Source organism: Halobacillus sp. GSS1 (assembly GCF_017307035.1).
Lineage (GTDB): Bacteria > Bacillota > Bacilli > Bacillales > Halobacillaceae > Halobacillus > Halobacillus litoralis.
In genome coordinates this window covers 416,458-432,136 of the sequence record NZ_JAFLHE010000001.1, presented here as the reverse complement: position 1 = coordinate 432,136, position 15,679 = coordinate 416,458, and the positions used below count along the sequence as shown (strand labels likewise).

The following is a 15,679-nucleotide window of genomic DNA, read 5'->3' as shown; positions in this document are numbered from 1 at the left end:
AGTGATCGATTATGGCTAAAATAGGTATCACTTGTTACCCGACCGTCGGGGGATCAGGTGTCATTGCTACAGAGCTTGGGAAGTTGCTGGCAGAGAAGGGGCATGAAATCCATTTTGTTGCCTCTCAAGTTCCCTTCCGCCTGAACCGTGTGTACCCGAATATTTATTATCATGAAGTGGAAGTGAGCAATTATCCAGTTTTTCAACACCCTCCTTATGACTTAGCTCTCGCAGCTAAGATGGCAGATGTCATCAATAGAGAGGAGTTGGATATTCTTCATGTCCATTATGCGATGCCGCATGCCATTTGTGCGATTTTAGCCAAGCAAATGTGTGAACGTGATGTAAAAATTATTACGACCCTTCACGGTACAGATATAACCGTCCTGGGCATCGATTCAAGCCTTAAACAAATGATTCGCTTCGGAATCGAACAGTCGGATAGAGTCACAGCTGTCTCCCAAAGTCTTGTGGATCAGACGAAAGAAATGTTACATACGGACCGGAATATCGACGTCATCTATAATTTTGTAGATGAAAGAGAGTATTATCGGAGGGATGATCAACGTCTGAAAGAACATTATGGGATCGATGAGGAAGATGCCGTACTTATCCATATCTCTAATTTTAGAAGAGTAAAGAGAGTAACAGATGTCATCAAAACCTTTGCCACTGTTGCAGAACAAATGCCGGCAAAGTTATTGCTCGTTGGAGATGGCCCGGAATATTCCGAATGTCATCAACTTGTTCAACAGCTGGGGTTAGAAGAAGATGTCCTATTTCTAGGGAAACAGGAAAACGTAAGTGAACTGCTTTCGATTTCAGATTTGAAATTATTGTTATCTGAAAAAGAGAGTTTTGGACTTGTACTTCTTGAAGCCATGGCTTGCGGCGTGCCTTGTATCGGAACAAATATTGGCGGAATCCCAGAAGTCATCGATCATGGGGAGACTGGTTTTATTGCGGAACTTGGAAATGTTGAACAAATTTCTTACTTTGCCACAAAAGTATTAGAGGATAAAGGTTTGCATCAAATGATGGCTGAACAATCCAAAAGAGTGGTGCGTGACAAATTTGCAACGAACACAATCTTAAGACAGTATGAAACTTTATACGAACAGGTTTTGAACCATGGATAAATACGAAGTTTTCAAACCAGCCTTTGAAGTGATTCAAAAGATTGAAGAAGCTGGAGGTGAAGCTTACATCGTCGGTGGGGCCGTTCGTGACTTTTTAAGTGGCAGGCCTGTCAATGATATCGATATAGCTACATCTGAAAAGCCTGAACGGATTCAGGAAATATTTGAAAAAGTCATCCCGGTAGGAATTGAACATGGGACAGTAATCGTACGCCATCGTTCCGTTTCCTATGAAGTTACCACATATCGAGTAGAAGAAGGTTATGAAGATTACCGTCATCCAGATGAGGTGACATTCGTTCGGGATATTACCCTTGATCTGGCCCGCAGAGACTTTACGACTAATGCAATTGCTATGAGCAGGGACGGCAGGCTTATTGATCCCTACAACGGGCATGAGGCCATAAAAAATAAGAGGATTGAAGCAGTTGGACAGCCGTCTGAGCGTTTTCAGGAAGATCCGTTACGAATGATGAGGGCTGTAAGATTTGCAAGCCAACTATCTTTTCAGATTGAAAAGAAGACCATGGAAGCATTGAACCACATGTCGCATTTACTTCAATACATTTCCATTGAAAGAATGGCAGTGGAAGTCGAGAAGATATTTAAAGGTTCGAATTATGCCTTAGGCTTACAGTTACTGCATACGACAGGATTGAAAAAACATCTGCCAATTCTAAAAGATTTGTACATTCACACGAATGTACCTTGTTCACCTTTATTTGGATGGCATGAAATCATCGCCTTTTATGTGATCCAATATCCTCAGTTATCTTCAGGGAATTTCATGAAGTCATGGAAACTTTCAAAAGATACCATGAAAAAGACAGACCAATTGCTGCACGCTTATAAAAAGTATGTAGATGACAAGAAGGTGACACCATGGCTTGTCTATCAATTGGATGAAGAACTCTTTTCTTCCTTTACAAGGTTGTCCCTGGCTTTACATTCCCAGGAAAAGAATTTGGGAAATGAGTTGAAGAAAAGGAAAGCACACCTTCCTATTCAGGACAAAAGAGAGCTGACTTTTCAGGCTAGAGACCTTCTGCAATTGTTTTCAGAACTACCAAAAGGCCCATGGATATCCGAATGGATGGATATGATTGAACACCATGTGGTTACAGGAGAAATAGAAAATGAATATGAAAAGATAAAGGAGTGGGTGAGGGAATGGAATCCACCCGCAAGGAATTAATTGAGCTACTTAATCATCTTGAAGGCCATATATCAGGGCAGGAACTTTCTGACCGGTTGGGAATATCAAGAACAGCTGTTTGGAAGCATATGAACGAATTAAAAAAAGACGGCTATGAAATTGAAGCCGTTCAACGCAAAGGGTACAAAATTTTGTCTTCCCCCGATAAGATCAGTGAAAACACTCTTAGATGGGGGCTGGGGACAAAATGGCTCGGTCATGAATTGCATCATTACGACCAGGTTGAATCTACTCAGGAAATTGTGCATCAGCTTGCCAAACAGGGCAAACCACATGGCACCGTGGTCATTGCTGATGAACAGGTAAAAGGGAAAGGCCGAATGTCGAGAAATTGGGATTCACCAAAAGGAAAGGGAATATGGATGACTATCCTCTTACGCCCGAATCTGCCTCCTGTGCAAGCACCTCAAATCACCCTCCTGGCAGCAACCGTATTAGCAAGGATGATTGCAGAAAGGTCTACGCTGGTCCCACAAATCAAATGGCCGAATGATTTATTGATTAACCATAAGAAAGTTTCTGGAATTCTTACCGAAATGCAGGCAGAACAGGACACGATCCAATATATTGTGCTGGGTATGGGAATGAACGTAAACCAAGAAGATCGCGAAATTCCTTCTGATATCAAATACAAAGCATCTTCACTTAAAATCGAATCCAGCGAGCACTGGAATATACAACAAACCGTCCAGCATATCCTCCGTCTATTTGAAGAGACATATGAGCGGTTTGAGTCCCATGGGTTCGCATCGATTAAAAAAGATTGGGAGCACTTCGGCTACAAAATCGGTGAAGAAGTGACCATATCTACGATGAGGAAAACTTGGCAGGCGACCCTGATAGGGATTGAGCCTGATGGAGCTTTACGTGCGAGAAGCATAGATGGAGAAGAAGAGAAACTATATTCAGCGGAAATTCATTGGGGAGAGGGAGGATATCATGCGTAATAAGGGACAGTTCCTGCGTATGAAGCAAGAGAAAGATAAAATCGTCATGATTACAAGTTATGATTATCCGTCAGCTAAAATGTCAGAAGAAGCGAATGTCGACATGATTTTGATCGGCGACAGCTTAGGAATGACAGTACTTGGTTATGATTCAACGATTCCGGTGACTATGGAAGATATGATCCATCACGGAAAAGCTGTTCAGCGTGGTGCTCCTGACACATTCAAGGTGATTGATATGCCGTTTATGTCCTATCATATTTCCACAGAGGATACCTTGAAAAACGCACGCAGACTCTATCAGGAAACAGGAGCTCAGGCTTTAAAGCTTGAAGGAAGCGGCGATGTCTCTGTAATGATGAAAAAGCTTGTTCATGCTGGTATTCCTGTGGTTGGCCACATTGGCTTAACTCCTCAATCAGTCAATGTGCTCGGGGGTTACAAAGTTCAAGGAAAAGACCAGGGTTCAGCAGAAAGACTCATTGAGGAAGCCCTTGAAATAGAAGCGGCAGGTGCCATGGCGATTGTTCTTGAGTGCGTTCCGAGGCAATTAGCAGAGAAAATCACAAACCGATTATCCATCCCTACGATAGGAATTGGTGCCGGGGCAGAGTGTGATGGTCAGGTTCTTGTCTATCACGATATTCTAAAATATGGAGTAGATCGATTACCGAAGTTCGTAAAACCATATATTGATAGCAACCATCTTCTGGGAGAGGCGGTTCAATCCTATGTAAAAGAAGTGAAGACGAAGACATTTCCGGAAGAATCCCACACATTTACTATGAACCTTAATGAACTGCCGGAGGAGTAAAGTGAAAAATGAAAGTACTAAGAGAAATAGATCAAGTGAACACATTGATTTCCGAGTGGAAGAAGAACGGCCACACCATTGGTTTTGTACCTACGATGGGCTACCTTCATGAGGGGCACATCCGCCTTATTGAAGAAGCGAAGAAGGAAAATGACAAGGTAATTCTCAGCATTTTTGTTAATCCACTTCAGTTCGGGGAAGGGGAAGATCTGGATACATACCCTCGTGATGAGGGCCGGGATCGTAAGGCAGCGGAAGAAAACGGCGTGGATCTTGTATTTCTTCCTACCCCTGGGACGATGTATCCGCAGCCATTGTCCGTACTTATGACGGTGACCAGCCGGACGAATGTATTGTGCGGAAAAAGCCGTCCTGGTCACTTTGATGGTGTCGTTACCGTCCTTTCAAAGTTATTTAACATTACAAGGCCTGACAACGTCTACTTCGGTATGAAGGATGCCCAGCAAGTAGCTGTCGTTGATGCCTTAATCAAAGACTATAATATTCCTGTTCATCTCATTCCTGTTCCTACGGTTAGGGAAGAGGACGGCCTTGCGAAGAGTAGTAGAAATGTCCGACTGTCTGATGAGGAACGAAACGAGGCTCCAGCCATACAGGAATCGCTGCAGTACGGAAGGAAACTTGTTAAAGAAGGGCAAAAGTCCAAAGAATTGATCATTGAGGCGACTGAGAAGTTTCTTGAACAGAAAACTCGTGGTAAGATAGATTATATTGAATTATTATCTTATCCTGAGTTAGAATCTATAGAGAACATCGATCGTCCTGTGATTCTCGCTGCGGCTGTATTTTATGACCATGTGAGATTGATTGACAATGTCGTTTTTAATCATGATGGACATGTCATTTATGGGTGATCGACAAGGAGGTCATATCATATGTTTCGTACAATGATGAAAGCAAAAATACACCGGGCTCGCGTAACGGAAGCGAATTTGAATTATGTGGGAAGTGTGACTATCGATCAGGATCTGCTTGATCAAGTCGGTATACTCCCCCATGAAAAAGTGCAGATTGTTAACAATAATAATGGCGAACGTCTTGAGACTTATGTTATTGCTGGTGAGCGCGGAAGCGGTGTGGTCTGCCTGAATGGTGCAGCAGCCCGACGCGTACAACCGGATGATATTGTCATTATTGTTTCCTATGCGATGCTTCATGAAGAGGAACTTGAAGAATTTCGTCCAAAGATTGCTCTGATGGATGAGAACAATAAAGTCGAGCAGATCATCGAAGAAGAGCCGCCTTTACAAGCATTGCCATTATAAGAAGTGACTAGCGAGTGAAGAAAGGATCTATGCCACGTTCTTAGGCAAGGTCCTTCCTTTTTGTTGTGAAAGTAGGGATGAACATGAAGAGATTTGCAATTGTGGATTTAGAGACAACAGGAAATGCGGCTTCAAAAGGGGATCGCATCATAGAAATCGGTGTCGTCGTTATGGAGGAAAATGGGACAGTTGTGGAAGAGTTTTCTTCCCTTGTTTATCCTGAAAAAGAGATTCCTCCGTTTATTCGATCACTAACTGGTATAGAAGATGACGATGTTTTGGATGCACCGCTTTTTTCTGAAATTGTAGAGGATGTTTATCCTCTGTTTCACCATGCTTATATTGTGGCGCATAACATCGAATTCGATCTTGGGTTCCTAAATGATGAATTGGCACGGTGCGGATATCAACCTTTACATAATCCGATTATTGATACCGTCGAATTCGCACGCATTCTTATGCCGACTTCGCCTACTTTCAAACTGGGACAGCTGGCAGAGCGTTTGGATATGGGTCACGATCGACCACATCGCGCATTGTCAGATGCTCAAGTCACAGCTGATTTGCTTCTTTATTTATTGAAAGAACTTCAGCGTTTACCAGAGCGTACAATCCACCATTTGCTAAAGATCGAAGGAAAATTGAAAAGTGATTTCAGGGATTTCTTCCTAAAATACTTGGAAGAGAAGCGGTATGGAAACACGAGTGAATCTGATGTGATGCTGAAGCATGGAATCGCTGTACGGAAACAAGTGCCTGAACATGCATCTAAAGCCGTTCAACTCCCTCCATTCGACACTTGGAAAACGCAGGTGTTTGAAGGAGAAAATGGCCTTGGAAGCCTACTTCCTGATTATGAGATCCGAAAAGGACAGCAGGAGATGACGGCAAGTGTCAAGCAAGCTCTTACAGAAAATAAACATGCGATATTAGAAGCAGGTGCTGGAACAGGAAAGTCCATCGCTTACCTTCTTTCCGCTGCTTACCAAGCGATGGAGAGTGGTAAACGCGTCGTCATTTCCACTCATACAACGAGTCTGCAAAAACAATTGCTCGAAGAAGAACTCCCTAAAGTAGAGCGGATGTTTCCTCGCCCGATTAAAGCGGTTCTTTATAAAGGGAAGGCTCATTATATTAGTTTGATCCACTTTCAATATGAGCTGGAGAGATCATATCAAGATAATTACGATATTACACTGACAAAAGCGATGATTCTCGTTTGGTTAACCAGGACGCGTACGGGAGATGTGGACGAAATCCAACTACCTTCGAATGGAAGGCAGTTTTGGCATAAAGTTTCATCAGAGCAGTCCAGCAAAACCGTCAGGCTAGGTTTCACAGACGACAGCTTTTTCCAATGGGCCCAGGAGAAAGCAGCACAAGCGGATCTTGTGATTACGAATCATGCTCTATTATGTATGGATATTATGAAAGAGGAATCGATCCTGCCAGAATATGAACATGTGATTATTGATGAAGCACATCATTTAGAAGCAGTAGCTAGTCGGTATTTTGGTGTGCGGATGAATTATCGTGAACTTCAAAGGCACTTGACCCAATTTGGGGAAATATTCCACAAGAGTCTTTATAAAGAGTGGTCTTTGCAGAACGACTTTTATATGAACCTGATCAAGGGGCAGCAATCCATCGATGAGGCCAAGGAAGAACTGAGCCACCTTTCCCGTTATATTTATCAGAGTGTGAAAAAGCAGAAGAGGTTGGGGAAAGGGAAGAGTGACATTGGACGTACCCAACTTCTATTGAAGCCGGGGGAGATGCCGTCATTTATTGACACAGCCAAAGAAATGTCTCATCGTTTCTTAGCGATCATTAAAAAACTGATTGTCCATATGGGAAAAATGGAAGAACAGTTGAGAATGCAGCTTGCTGTCAGAGAAGATTACATTATACCCATTCTTCTCTCCCGGTTGAACAATCAAATGGATGTATGCCACCAGATTCGCTCCCAGCTGATTCATTACTTTGATTTTACTAGAGAAGAAGAAGTAAAATGGGTGGAAATAGAAGGGGAAGGGGCCGTCAATGCCATTTACTTATTCAGTGAACCTTATGATGTCGCTCACCTTCTCGAACAACGGCTTTTCAGAAAGAAGTGCAGCTCGATCCTGACGAGCGCAACCTTATCCACAGGTGGTTCTTTCGAATATATTCGAAAATCACTAGGCTTAGAGGACGTTGCCAACACAATCGAATCGATCATCCCGTCTCCTTATAAGTTCCAGGAGCAGGTCCAGCTTATGGTCCCGAATGATTTCCCGAACATAAAGAATGACCCCGATTCGTTTGTTGAAGCGTTGAGTGAAGCGATTTATTCTGTTGCTGAAGTGACAAAAGGAAGAATGCTTGTTTTATTTACATCTTATGAAATGCTTCGTCAAACCTACACCCTTCTGAAAGAGTTTATTGACCCAGAGGAATTTATGGTGTTTGCTCAAGGTGTATCAAGCGGGAGTAGAGATCGATTGAAAAAAAACTTTCAAGCATTCGATCAGGCGATACTTCTAGGGACAAGTTCTTTTTGGGAAGGTGTGGACATACCTGGAGAGGATCTCTCTTGTCTCATGATGGTTCGTTTGCCTTTTCAACCGCCTGATCAGCCTATACAATCGGTGAGAAACGAAAGAATGCAAAAAGAAGGCAGAAATTCATTTATGGAGAAATCCCTGCCTCATGCAATCATTCGGTTTAAACAGGGTTTTGGCAGGTTAATTCGGAGCAGCTCCGATCGAGGAGTCGTCTTTATTTGTGATCAACGGTTGATGGAAGCTCGATACGGGAAATACTTCCTGAGTTCTCTTCCGGAAGTCCCTGTTTCTTATGAGTCCACTCGTCAATTGATCAATAAGATTGAAAAATGGCTTTAACTCTAGCGCATGAGTCTAGACGAACCTGTTATAATAAAAAGCGGACCCCGCATAATGGAGGTTTTTAACTGATGGAAAATAAGATTGAAACGTTATCGACGGTCAGAATTCAAAAGTCTGATGATCTTTATAAAATTGTCGATACATTAAACCGAACGCTGAAAGAAAATAATCTTATGTTTGGGTTGGCACTGGATGATGACGATGCTGAGACCGCAGTCTTCACCATTTACCGTACCTAGTTGGTTGAAGTGGACCCTTGCGATAACAGGTACCCTCTTTATTATCGCTATTATCCTTTTCCTGTGGCTCTATATCGATGTGAATCATGACCGCAAACAAGGTCACCCTCAAGCAGAAGAAATCGCTCGGGATAAGGGGAGCCTTGCAAGGATTGACCATGTATCTACATACCATGGCGAAAAAGAGTTTCATATCGTCCAGGGAATAAATAAATCCAAAGAAGCGTCTATTATATTTATGGATATCAAGGAAAAAAAGATCCTTGAAGAGGTTTCTAAAGATGAAACACTGCCATTAGAAGAGATGCGCTCCCGCTGGGAGAATACTTGCTCTAATTGTACATTCAAAGATATACAATATGGCTTTGAGGAAGACGAACCTGTTTTTCAATTGACTTATATCGATGAACAAAACCGCTACGTATTAGACTATTTTACACTGCAGGGTGAAGCGTTTGATCAGCGTTTTGCTTTCAGGCAGAATGAATAAAAGGAGTGAACGTTTATGGAATTAGCACAACGTGTGCAAGCTTTAACACCATCAACAACATTAGCGATTACAGCCAAAGCGAAAGCACTGAAGGCAGAAGGCCACGATGTCATTGGATTGGGAGCGGGCGAACCTGACTTCAATACTCCATCTTATATCCTGGAGGCTGCTAAGCGTGCGATGGATGAAGGAATGACGAAGTACACCCCGGCTGGTGGAGTTCCTGAGCTGAAAAACAGCATTACAGCAAAATTAAAACGCGACCAGGACCTCACCTATACAAATGAGCAAGTGATCGTCACAACAGGTGCGAAACATGCGTTGTTCACATTATTCCAAGTCCTTCTGAACAAGGGGGATGAAGTCATTGTTCCTGCCCCATACTGGGTCAGTTATCCTGAACAGATTAAACTCGCTGAAGGTACGCCTGTAATTGTATCAGCAGAGGAATCTAATGATTTTAAACTTACACCAGAGCAGCTGGAAGAAGCCATCACACCTAATACGAAAGCCGTCATTATTAATTCACCAAGTAACCCAACGGGTATGATGTATTCCGAATCTGAATTAAAGGCGCTCGGAGAGGTGTGCCTTGAGCATGATGTCCTTATTGTATCGGATGAGATTTACGAAAAATTGATCTATACAGAGGAGAAACATGTTTCTATAGCTCAACTGTCAGAAGAACTTTATGAGCAAACCATCATCATCAACGGGGTTTCGAAATCCCATTCGATGACAGGGTGGAGAATCGGCTTTGCTGCGGGAAACAAAACCGTCATTAAAGCGATGACCAACATGGCTTCCCATTCGACATCAAATCCAACGACAATAGCCCAGTACGCGGCACTCGCTGCCTATACAGCTTCTGAAGAAAAAGTAGAAGAAATGAAGGAAGCATTCAAAGAGCGGCTGGATGTTCTTCACAAACGCCTGATTCAAATTCCTGGAGTGCATTGTGCGAAACCATCCGGCGCTTTTTACCTTTTTCCTAATGTGAAGGAAGCGGTTGAGCAAGGTGGCTTTCAAGACGTGGATGCGTGGGTGAAAGCTTTATTAGACGAAGAAAAAGTAGCGCTCGTCCCAGGATCCGGCTTCGGCAGCCCTGATAATGTACGCCTGTCCTATGCAACATCTCTTGATCAGCTCGAAAAAGCGGCTGATCGAATCGAACGTTTTGTAAACAAATATCAATCTTAAGCTTTTGGAGGTTTTTAGTGTGAAAACAACTATTTCTGAAGTATCGAAATATGTAGGAGAAGAAGTTACGTTAGGAGCTTGGCTTAGTAACAAACGCTCCAGTGGTAAAATTGCATTCTTGCAGCTTCGTGATGGAACAGGATTTATGCAAGGGATCGTTGTGAAAGCAGAAATCGGTGAAGATAAGTTTCAGGATGCGAAAGCTTTAACACAGGAGTCATCCCTTTACGTGACAGGAGTGATCGTGGAAGATACTCGTTCGCCTCTTGGATATGAAATGCAGGTGAAAGACTTTGAAGTCATTCACGAAGCGGTCGATTATCCGATTACACCAAAAGAACACGGCCCGGAATTCCTGATGGATCATCGCCATTTGTGGTTACGTTCTAAGCGTCAACATGCTGTAATGAAAGTGCGAAACGAAATTATTCGTTCCACTTACGAGTTTTTCAATGACAATGGTTACGTCAAAATTGACCCTCCAATCCTTACAGGGTCATCAGCGGAAGGAACGACAGAACTTTTCCATACAAAATATTTTGAAGAAGATGCCTACTTGTCTCAAAGTGGTCAGCTGTACATGGAGGCTGCTGCTATGGCGTTTGGTCGCGTATTCAGTTTTGGACCAACGTTCCGTGCTGAGAAATCAAAAACCCGACGCCACTTGATTGAATTCTGGATGATTGAACCAGAAATGGCCTTCATGGACCATGAAGACAGTCTTCAAGTACAGGAACAGTATGTTTCCCATGTGGTACAATCAGTTCTTAAAAATTGTAAGATTGAACTTGATGCTCTTGGTCGCGACACAGAGAAACTTGAAAAGATTCAAGCTCCATTCCCGCGCATAAGTTATGACGATGCCATTCAACTATTGAAAGATAAAGGGTTTGATGATATTGAATGGGGAGAAGATTTCGGAGCCCCACATGAAACAGCGATTGCAGAAAGTTATGACAAGCCTGTTTTCATCACTAATTATCCTGCTGAAATCAAAGCATTCTATATGAAGCCAGATCCTGAGCGCCCTGAAGTGGTTCTGTGTGCGGATTTGATCGCTCCGGAAGGATATGGTGAAATCATTGGTGGATCTCAACGGATTGATGATCTTGAGCTAATGAAGCAAAGGTATGAAGAACATGATCTCACAGGGGATGCGTACAAATGGTATTTACAGTTACGCGAATACGGAAGTGTCCCGCACTCAGGCTTCGGACTAGGTCTTGAACGTACGGTAGCTTGGATCTCAGGGGTCGAGCACGTTCGTGAGACGATTCCATTCCCTCGTCTATTAAATCGACTGTACCCGTGATCATTAATCATGAGGATGAACGAACACCGATCTAACGCCCGTGGCGTATCGGTGTTTTTCATTCCATGAAGATTAAGAATGGAGGGATTGATTTGGCTAAATACCAAAGCTTTCAAAACATCATGGATAACCAAATGGTCGTTCCAACCAAACTTCTTGAAAATTTCCATCAGCTGAAGTTGAATGAAACCGAATTGGTCGTTCTTTTACAAATTCACCGTTTTCGCACAGAAGGCAATGGTTTTCCTACGCCTGAACAACTGGCGACTCATCTTTCTATTTCTGCTCAAGAATGTTCACGAGTGCTTAGGAGTTTGATCCAAAAAAGAATGATGACCATTGAACAGAACCAAAATGAAGATCGTGTCCTCAATGAGCATTATTCATTAGAGCCTTTGTGGGAAAAACTGTTCGCCGTATCTCAGAAGCCTCAAATTAATGACCGCTCGTATGATGAAAATATCTTTCCGTTGTTCGAGCAGGAATTCGGAAGACCACTGTCTCCATTTGAAATTGAGACTATTAACATATGGCTTGATGAAGAAGAACAATCTCCTGCATTGATCAAGGCTGCGTTAAGAGAAGCTGTATTAATGAGTAAATTGAATTTTAAATATATTGACCGGATTCTTAGAGAGTGGAAGAGGAAAGGTGTCAAAACGGTGGAACAGGCCCGGGAACAGGGAAAGCAGTTCCGCCAAGGGCAACAGGCGCCTAAAACCCAGAAACAGGAAAATAAGAAGCGGGATATCTCCCTTTACTATAATTGGTTGGAGGAGGATTCATAAAAATCACAATGTTGAACAAACAGCAAATCCGTCATTGTTTAGATACGTTTGAGGAAATGTTTCCGGAAGCTGAGTGTGAATTGACCCACAGCAATCCTTTTGAACTTCTGGTTGCGGTTGTTCTATCTGCACAAGCGACTGATGCATTAGTGAACAAAGTAACCCCTCAACTTTTTGAAAAATATAAAAAACCTGAGGATTATATCGCTGTTCCTTTGGAAGAGCTCCAGGGTGATATTAAACGGATCGGTCTATACAGGAACAAGGCTAAGAATATTAAGAAGCTATCCCAAACACTCGTTGAAAAATTCAATGGGGAAGTCCCCCCGACAAAAAAAGAGCTGGAAAGTTTAGCTGGAGTAGGGAGGAAAACGGCAAACGTCGTAGCTTCCGTTGCTTTTGATGAACCTGCCATAGCGGTGGATACACACGTGGAACGTGTTTCCAAACGTCTTGCGTTTTGTCGATGGAAAGATTCTGTCTTGGAAGTGGAAAAGACACTGATGAGAAAAATACCGGAAGCTGAGTGGAGTGTTACCCACCACCGGATGATATTTTTTGGTCGCTATCACTGTAAAGCGCAACGTCCGAATTGCGAAGAATGTCCTTTGTTATTTTTGTGCAGGGAAGGCCAAAAAAGGATGAAGAAGATAGAGAAGACCACATAGGAAAACCCTCTCGAGCATTCGAGAGGGTTTTTGTTTAGGCTGCATCATCTTGTTGGTTTTCCTGCTGGTCTTCAGCTGGTGGTTGTTCTTCATTATCAGAACCACTGTCGCCACCTGAACCAGATCCATCTCCTTGATTTTGGTCATTGCTTTCACTGTCGTCATTATTTTGAGGTTCATCTTCTTGGTCAGAGCCTTGACCATCACCCTGATCATTTCCTTGCCCATCTCCGTTATTGTTTCCATTACCGTTTCCGGCGTTATTTCCTTGTCCGTTTCCTTCGTTGTTATCTTCAGAAGGCGTTTCTTCCTCTGTGTTCTCGCCATCATCTTCCTGATTTTCTTCGTCTTCTTCAGGAGTTTCCTGGTCAAGAGAACCTGGAGCTTGAACCTTGACGGTAGCCGGATCACTATTTGCTGTATTATCGTCATCACTGATGACTACAACAGCAAATTCGTAGGTAGCACCAGGATCAACGTTCGTAATCTCAACACTCGTTTCCTTCGTAGTTGTCAATTCTCTCATTTCACCACCATCAATGGAGGCAGCGATACGGAAACTGATGCCGTCTGTATTACCGTATGACCAAGAAAGATCAATACTGGAAGTTTCTTCATTAAACTTTCCGGCCAGGGACTGAACGGGATCCAATTTCTGATAAGCTTCTGATACCTTGGATGGTTGATTGTCTACATGGAATAGTTCTGTAACAATACGGTCCGAAGGTGTATATTCACTAGGTAAACGTGCAGGTCTTGACCCTTTTTCTACATCCACCCATGTAACAGAATCCGGTTTAGTAAAGTCAGCCGTTTCTATTCCTTGCGATAATTGAGTCATCAAAGGCTTGTAAATCTGTTTGGGTATATTTTTTGCGGCCTGAGACATGGGATCTTCCTCATCGTACCCGGCCCAAACGGAGATAGAATAGTTTGTAGTGTATCCATTGAACCAGGAGTCTGATGCATAATCTCCACGGTTTGTCGTTCCAGTTTTACCTGCGTCATTAATACCCGGCACATTGGCAGCTGTTCCTGTACCTTCACTCATGGTTGTTTTCAGCATATCAGAGATCATGAAGGCCGTGTAACTGTTCATGGCAGACTTAGGTTCAGGAGTCAGCTCAATGGTACCTTCTCCCGGTACTTCTACTTTTGTTACGGTATGTGGTTCATTATATACGCCTTCATTACCAAAAGCAGCGTAGGCGGCTGCCATTTCTTTAGGATTCGTTCCCACTCCGCCTCCAATGGCATCTGAAAGCATGAAACCTTTATCAGGGACTTTAAAACCGAGTCCACTTGCAAACTCTTCAGCTTTATCAATCCCTACTTCTTCCATTAATTTAATGGTCGGGATATTTAATGAACGGCTTAATGCGTATCTTGCAGACACCCATCCTCTGAACTGATTATCGAAGTTGCTAGGTGTCCATCCGTCATTGACGTCAAATTCAGTCTTTTCATCTTTTATCTGATGATAGGTGGACATTTTATTATATTGTATGGCTGGCCCATAGGCTGTGATTGGTTTGAATGTTGAGCCTGGTTGACGTTTGATTTGAGTCGCTGTATTGAATTGCCCTTTTTGGTAGTTCCGGCCTCCGCCAATTGCTCGGATGGCGCCTGTCTGTGTATCGGTTACAGTCACTCCTGCCATTAATTTTTCATCCGGCCATGGAGTAGGGCCATCATTGCTTAAGAGTTGTTGAACTTGTTCCTGAGCTTTAGGGTCCAGTGTGGTATAAATCTTCAGTCCATCTTTGTAAATATCTGAACCGTCCATTTTTTCTTTAATTTCACGTTCTACTTCATCTAAAAACGCTTGGAATGGCGCTTCTTTTTCAGGTTGTCTTTCAATCAACATATCTTCGATCTTCACTTGACGTGCCTCTTCTGCTTCAGCCTCTGTTATTTTCCCGTGCTGCACCATCAAACTAAGAACCGTGTTCATTCGATCCTTTGCTAAATCCGGGTTTTCAAATGGCATGTAGCCGCTTGGTCTTTGTGGCAGACCTGCCAATAAGGCTGCTTCAGGTAGTGTAAGTTCACTGAGGTCTTTCTTACCAAAATAAGTTTCCGCAGCTTCAGCTACCCCATAAGCCCCTGCACCGTAATAAATTTTATTCAGGTACATTTCTAAAATCTTTTCTTTGGAATATTCCTGGTCTAACTTAACAGCTAAATACTGTTCCTGTACTTTACGTTTGATCGTCTTATCCTTCGTCAAAAACGATTCTTTGACAACTTGTTGTGTAATTGTACTGGCTCCTTCAGCACCGAATCCACCTGTAATGTTAGCCAGTACAGCACCACCGATTCTGCGAAAATCAATTCCGATATGATTGAAGAAACGGACATCTTCTGTAGCTAATACGGCATCCTCCAGAACGGGAGGGATGTCATTGTATGTGATTTTCGTCCGTCGTTCGTCTCCGGCTAAGTCAGCAAACAAGTCTCCATTTTTGTCGTAAACCTTGGAAGAGAAAGGATCGGATAATTTCGATTCATCTAAACTTGGAGCGGTAGCGACATAATAGGCAAATAATGCTCCAACCCCTAACATCAGAACAACTCCAATGGTTAAAAGGGTCATGAAAATCTTTTTGAATTTTGACGTGCTTTTTCCTTTTTTCGACGATTGTATCTGTTTTCTTCTTGCTGTACGTGACTGGCTATCGTTGGCCATTTA

The 15,679-nt window shown here is 42.8% G+C and carries 14 protein-coding genes; 13 read left to right on the top strand and 1 reads right to left on the bottom strand.

The genetic code is table 11. From position 1 onward, the window contains the following. Window positions 1-11: 11 nt before the first annotated feature. The 13 genes from bshA to nth all read left to right on the top strand — a co-directional run bounded on the left by bshA (window position 12) and on the right by nth (window position 12,987). Entirely contained in the window at window positions 12-1,139 is a 1,128-nt protein-coding gene (gene bshA / locus J0K78_RS02160; RefSeq protein WP_206945188.1) for an N-acetyl-alpha-D-glucosaminyl L-malate synthase BshA, read from the top strand. After that, window positions 1,132-2,334, top strand: a complete 1,203-nt coding sequence (locus J0K78_RS02155) for a CCA tRNA nucleotidyltransferase (RefSeq protein ID WP_206945187.1) — start codon at window positions 1,132-1,134, stop codon at window positions 2,332-2,334. The genes bshA and J0K78_RS02155 overlap by 8 nt, the downstream gene beginning before the upstream one ends. Beyond that, window positions 2,310-3,302 carry a biotin--[acetyl-CoA-carboxylase] ligase gene (locus J0K78_RS02150; protein ID WP_206945186.1) on the top strand — a complete coding sequence of 331 codons (993 nt, stop codon included), beginning with the start codon at window positions 2,310-2,312 and terminating at the stop codon, window positions 3,300-3,302. Before J0K78_RS02155 ends, J0K78_RS02150 begins: the two co-directional genes overlap by 25 nt. Then, window positions 3,295-4,116: a 3-methyl-2-oxobutanoate hydroxymethyltransferase gene (panB, locus tag J0K78_RS02145; protein ID WP_206945185.1), complete on the top strand. Its 822-nt coding sequence runs from the start codon at window positions 3,295-3,297 to the stop codon at window positions 4,114-4,116. Before J0K78_RS02150 ends, panB begins: the two co-directional genes overlap by 8 nt. Window positions 4,117-4,124: 8 nt before the next feature. Continuing rightward, window positions 4,125-4,991, top strand: coding sequence for a pantoate--beta-alanine ligase (gene panC, locus J0K78_RS02140; RefSeq protein ID WP_206945184.1), 867 nt, complete (start codon window positions 4,125-4,127; stop codon window positions 4,989-4,991). Window positions 4,992-5,012: 21 nt separating this feature from the next. After that, window positions 5,013-5,402 (top strand): aspartate 1-decarboxylase, encoded by a 390-nt coding sequence (gene panD, locus J0K78_RS02135; protein WP_206945183.1) that lies wholly within the window; start codon window positions 5,013-5,015, stop codon window positions 5,400-5,402. An 83-nt stretch (window positions 5,403-5,485) separates the two neighbouring features. Beyond that, window positions 5,486-8,287, top strand: coding sequence for an ATP-dependent DNA helicase DinG (gene dinG, locus J0K78_RS02130; RefSeq protein ID WP_206945182.1), 2,802 nt, complete (start codon window positions 5,486-5,488; stop codon window positions 8,285-8,287). A 71-nt stretch (window positions 8,288-8,358) separates the two neighbouring features. Next, window positions 8,359-8,529, top strand: a complete 171-nt coding sequence (locus tag J0K78_RS02125) for a YpmA family protein (RefSeq protein ID WP_089652552.1) — start codon at window positions 8,359-8,361, stop codon at window positions 8,527-8,529. Continuing rightward, the gene (locus tag J0K78_RS02120; RefSeq protein WP_206945181.1) at window positions 8,483-9,019 is read left to right on the top strand and encodes a cell wall elongation regulator TseB-like domain-containing protein; all 537 of its coding nucleotides are present in this window, start codon (window positions 8,483-8,485) and stop codon (window positions 9,017-9,019) included. Before J0K78_RS02125 ends, J0K78_RS02120 begins: the two co-directional genes overlap by 47 nt. A gap of 15 nt (window positions 9,020-9,034) precedes the next feature. Beyond that, the gene (locus tag J0K78_RS02115) at window positions 9,035-10,219 is read left to right on the top strand and encodes a pyridoxal phosphate-dependent aminotransferase (protein ID WP_206945180.1); all 1,185 of its coding nucleotides are present in this window, start codon (window positions 9,035-9,037) and stop codon (window positions 10,217-10,219) included. A 19-nt stretch (window positions 10,220-10,238) separates the two neighbouring features. Then, window positions 10,239-11,531 (top strand): asparagine--tRNA ligase, encoded by a 1,293-nt coding sequence (asnS, locus tag J0K78_RS02110; RefSeq protein WP_160913513.1) that lies wholly within the window; start codon window positions 10,239-10,241, stop codon window positions 11,529-11,531. A 92-nt stretch (window positions 11,532-11,623) separates the two neighbouring features. After that, the gene (locus J0K78_RS02105) at window positions 11,624-12,319 is read left to right on the top strand and encodes a DnaD domain-containing protein (protein ID WP_160913511.1); all 696 of its coding nucleotides are present in this window, start codon (window positions 11,624-11,626) and stop codon (window positions 12,317-12,319) included. Window positions 12,320-12,327: 8 nt separating this feature from the next. Beyond that, a complete protein-coding gene (gene nth / locus J0K78_RS02100; protein ID WP_206945179.1) occupies window positions 12,328-12,987 on the top strand; it encodes an endonuclease III in 660 nt (219 codons plus the stop codon). 34 nt (window positions 12,988-13,021) lie between these two features. On the opposite strand, the gene J0K78_RS02095 is transcribed toward nth, so the two are convergent. Continuing rightward, complete coding sequence (locus tag J0K78_RS02095; RefSeq protein WP_206945178.1) at window positions 13,022-15,676, bottom strand: PBP1A family penicillin-binding protein; 2,655 nt, start codon at window positions 15,674-15,676, stop codon at window positions 13,022-13,024. Window positions 15,677-15,679: the final 3 nt, after the last annotated feature.

Excerpts from the sequence above, each read along its gene's own strand:
- bshA (WP_206945188.1), top strand. The coding sequence starts at position 12 with ATGGCTAAAATAGGTATCACTTGTTACCCGACCGTCGGGGGATCAGGT.
- J0K78_RS02155 (WP_206945187.1), top strand. The coding sequence starts at position 1,132 with ATGGATAAATACGAAGTTTTCAAACCAGCCTTTGAAGTGATTCAAAAG.
- J0K78_RS02150 (WP_206945186.1), top strand. The coding sequence starts at position 2,310 with ATGGAATCCACCCGCAAGGAATTAATTGAGCTACTTAATCATCTTGAA.
- panB (WP_206945185.1), top strand. The coding sequence starts at position 3,295 with ATGCGTAATAAGGGACAGTTCCTGCGTATGAAGCAAGAGAAAGATAAA.
- panC (WP_206945184.1), top strand. The coding sequence starts at position 4,125 with ATGAAAGTACTAAGAGAAATAGATCAAGTGAACACATTGATTTCCGAG.
- panD (WP_206945183.1), top strand. The coding sequence starts at position 5,013 with ATGTTTCGTACAATGATGAAAGCAAAAATACACCGGGCTCGCGTAACG.
- dinG (WP_206945182.1), top strand. The coding sequence starts at position 5,486 with ATGAAGAGATTTGCAATTGTGGATTTAGAGACAACAGGAAATGCGGCT.
- J0K78_RS02125 (WP_089652552.1), top strand. The coding sequence starts at position 8,359 with ATGGAAAATAAGATTGAAACGTTATCGACGGTCAGAATTCAAAAGTCT.
- J0K78_RS02120 (WP_206945181.1), top strand. The coding sequence starts at position 8,483 with ATGATGACGATGCTGAGACCGCAGTCTTCACCATTTACCGTACCTAGT.
- J0K78_RS02115 (WP_206945180.1), top strand. The coding sequence starts at position 9,035 with ATGGAATTAGCACAACGTGTGCAAGCTTTAACACCATCAACAACATTA.
- nth (WP_206945179.1), top strand. The coding sequence starts at position 12,328 with ATGTTGAACAAACAGCAAATCCGTCATTGTTTAGATACGTTTGAGGAA.
- J0K78_RS02095 (WP_206945178.1), bottom strand. The coding sequence starts at position 15,676 with ATGGCCAACGATAGCCAGTCACGTACAGCAAGAAGAAAACAGATACAA.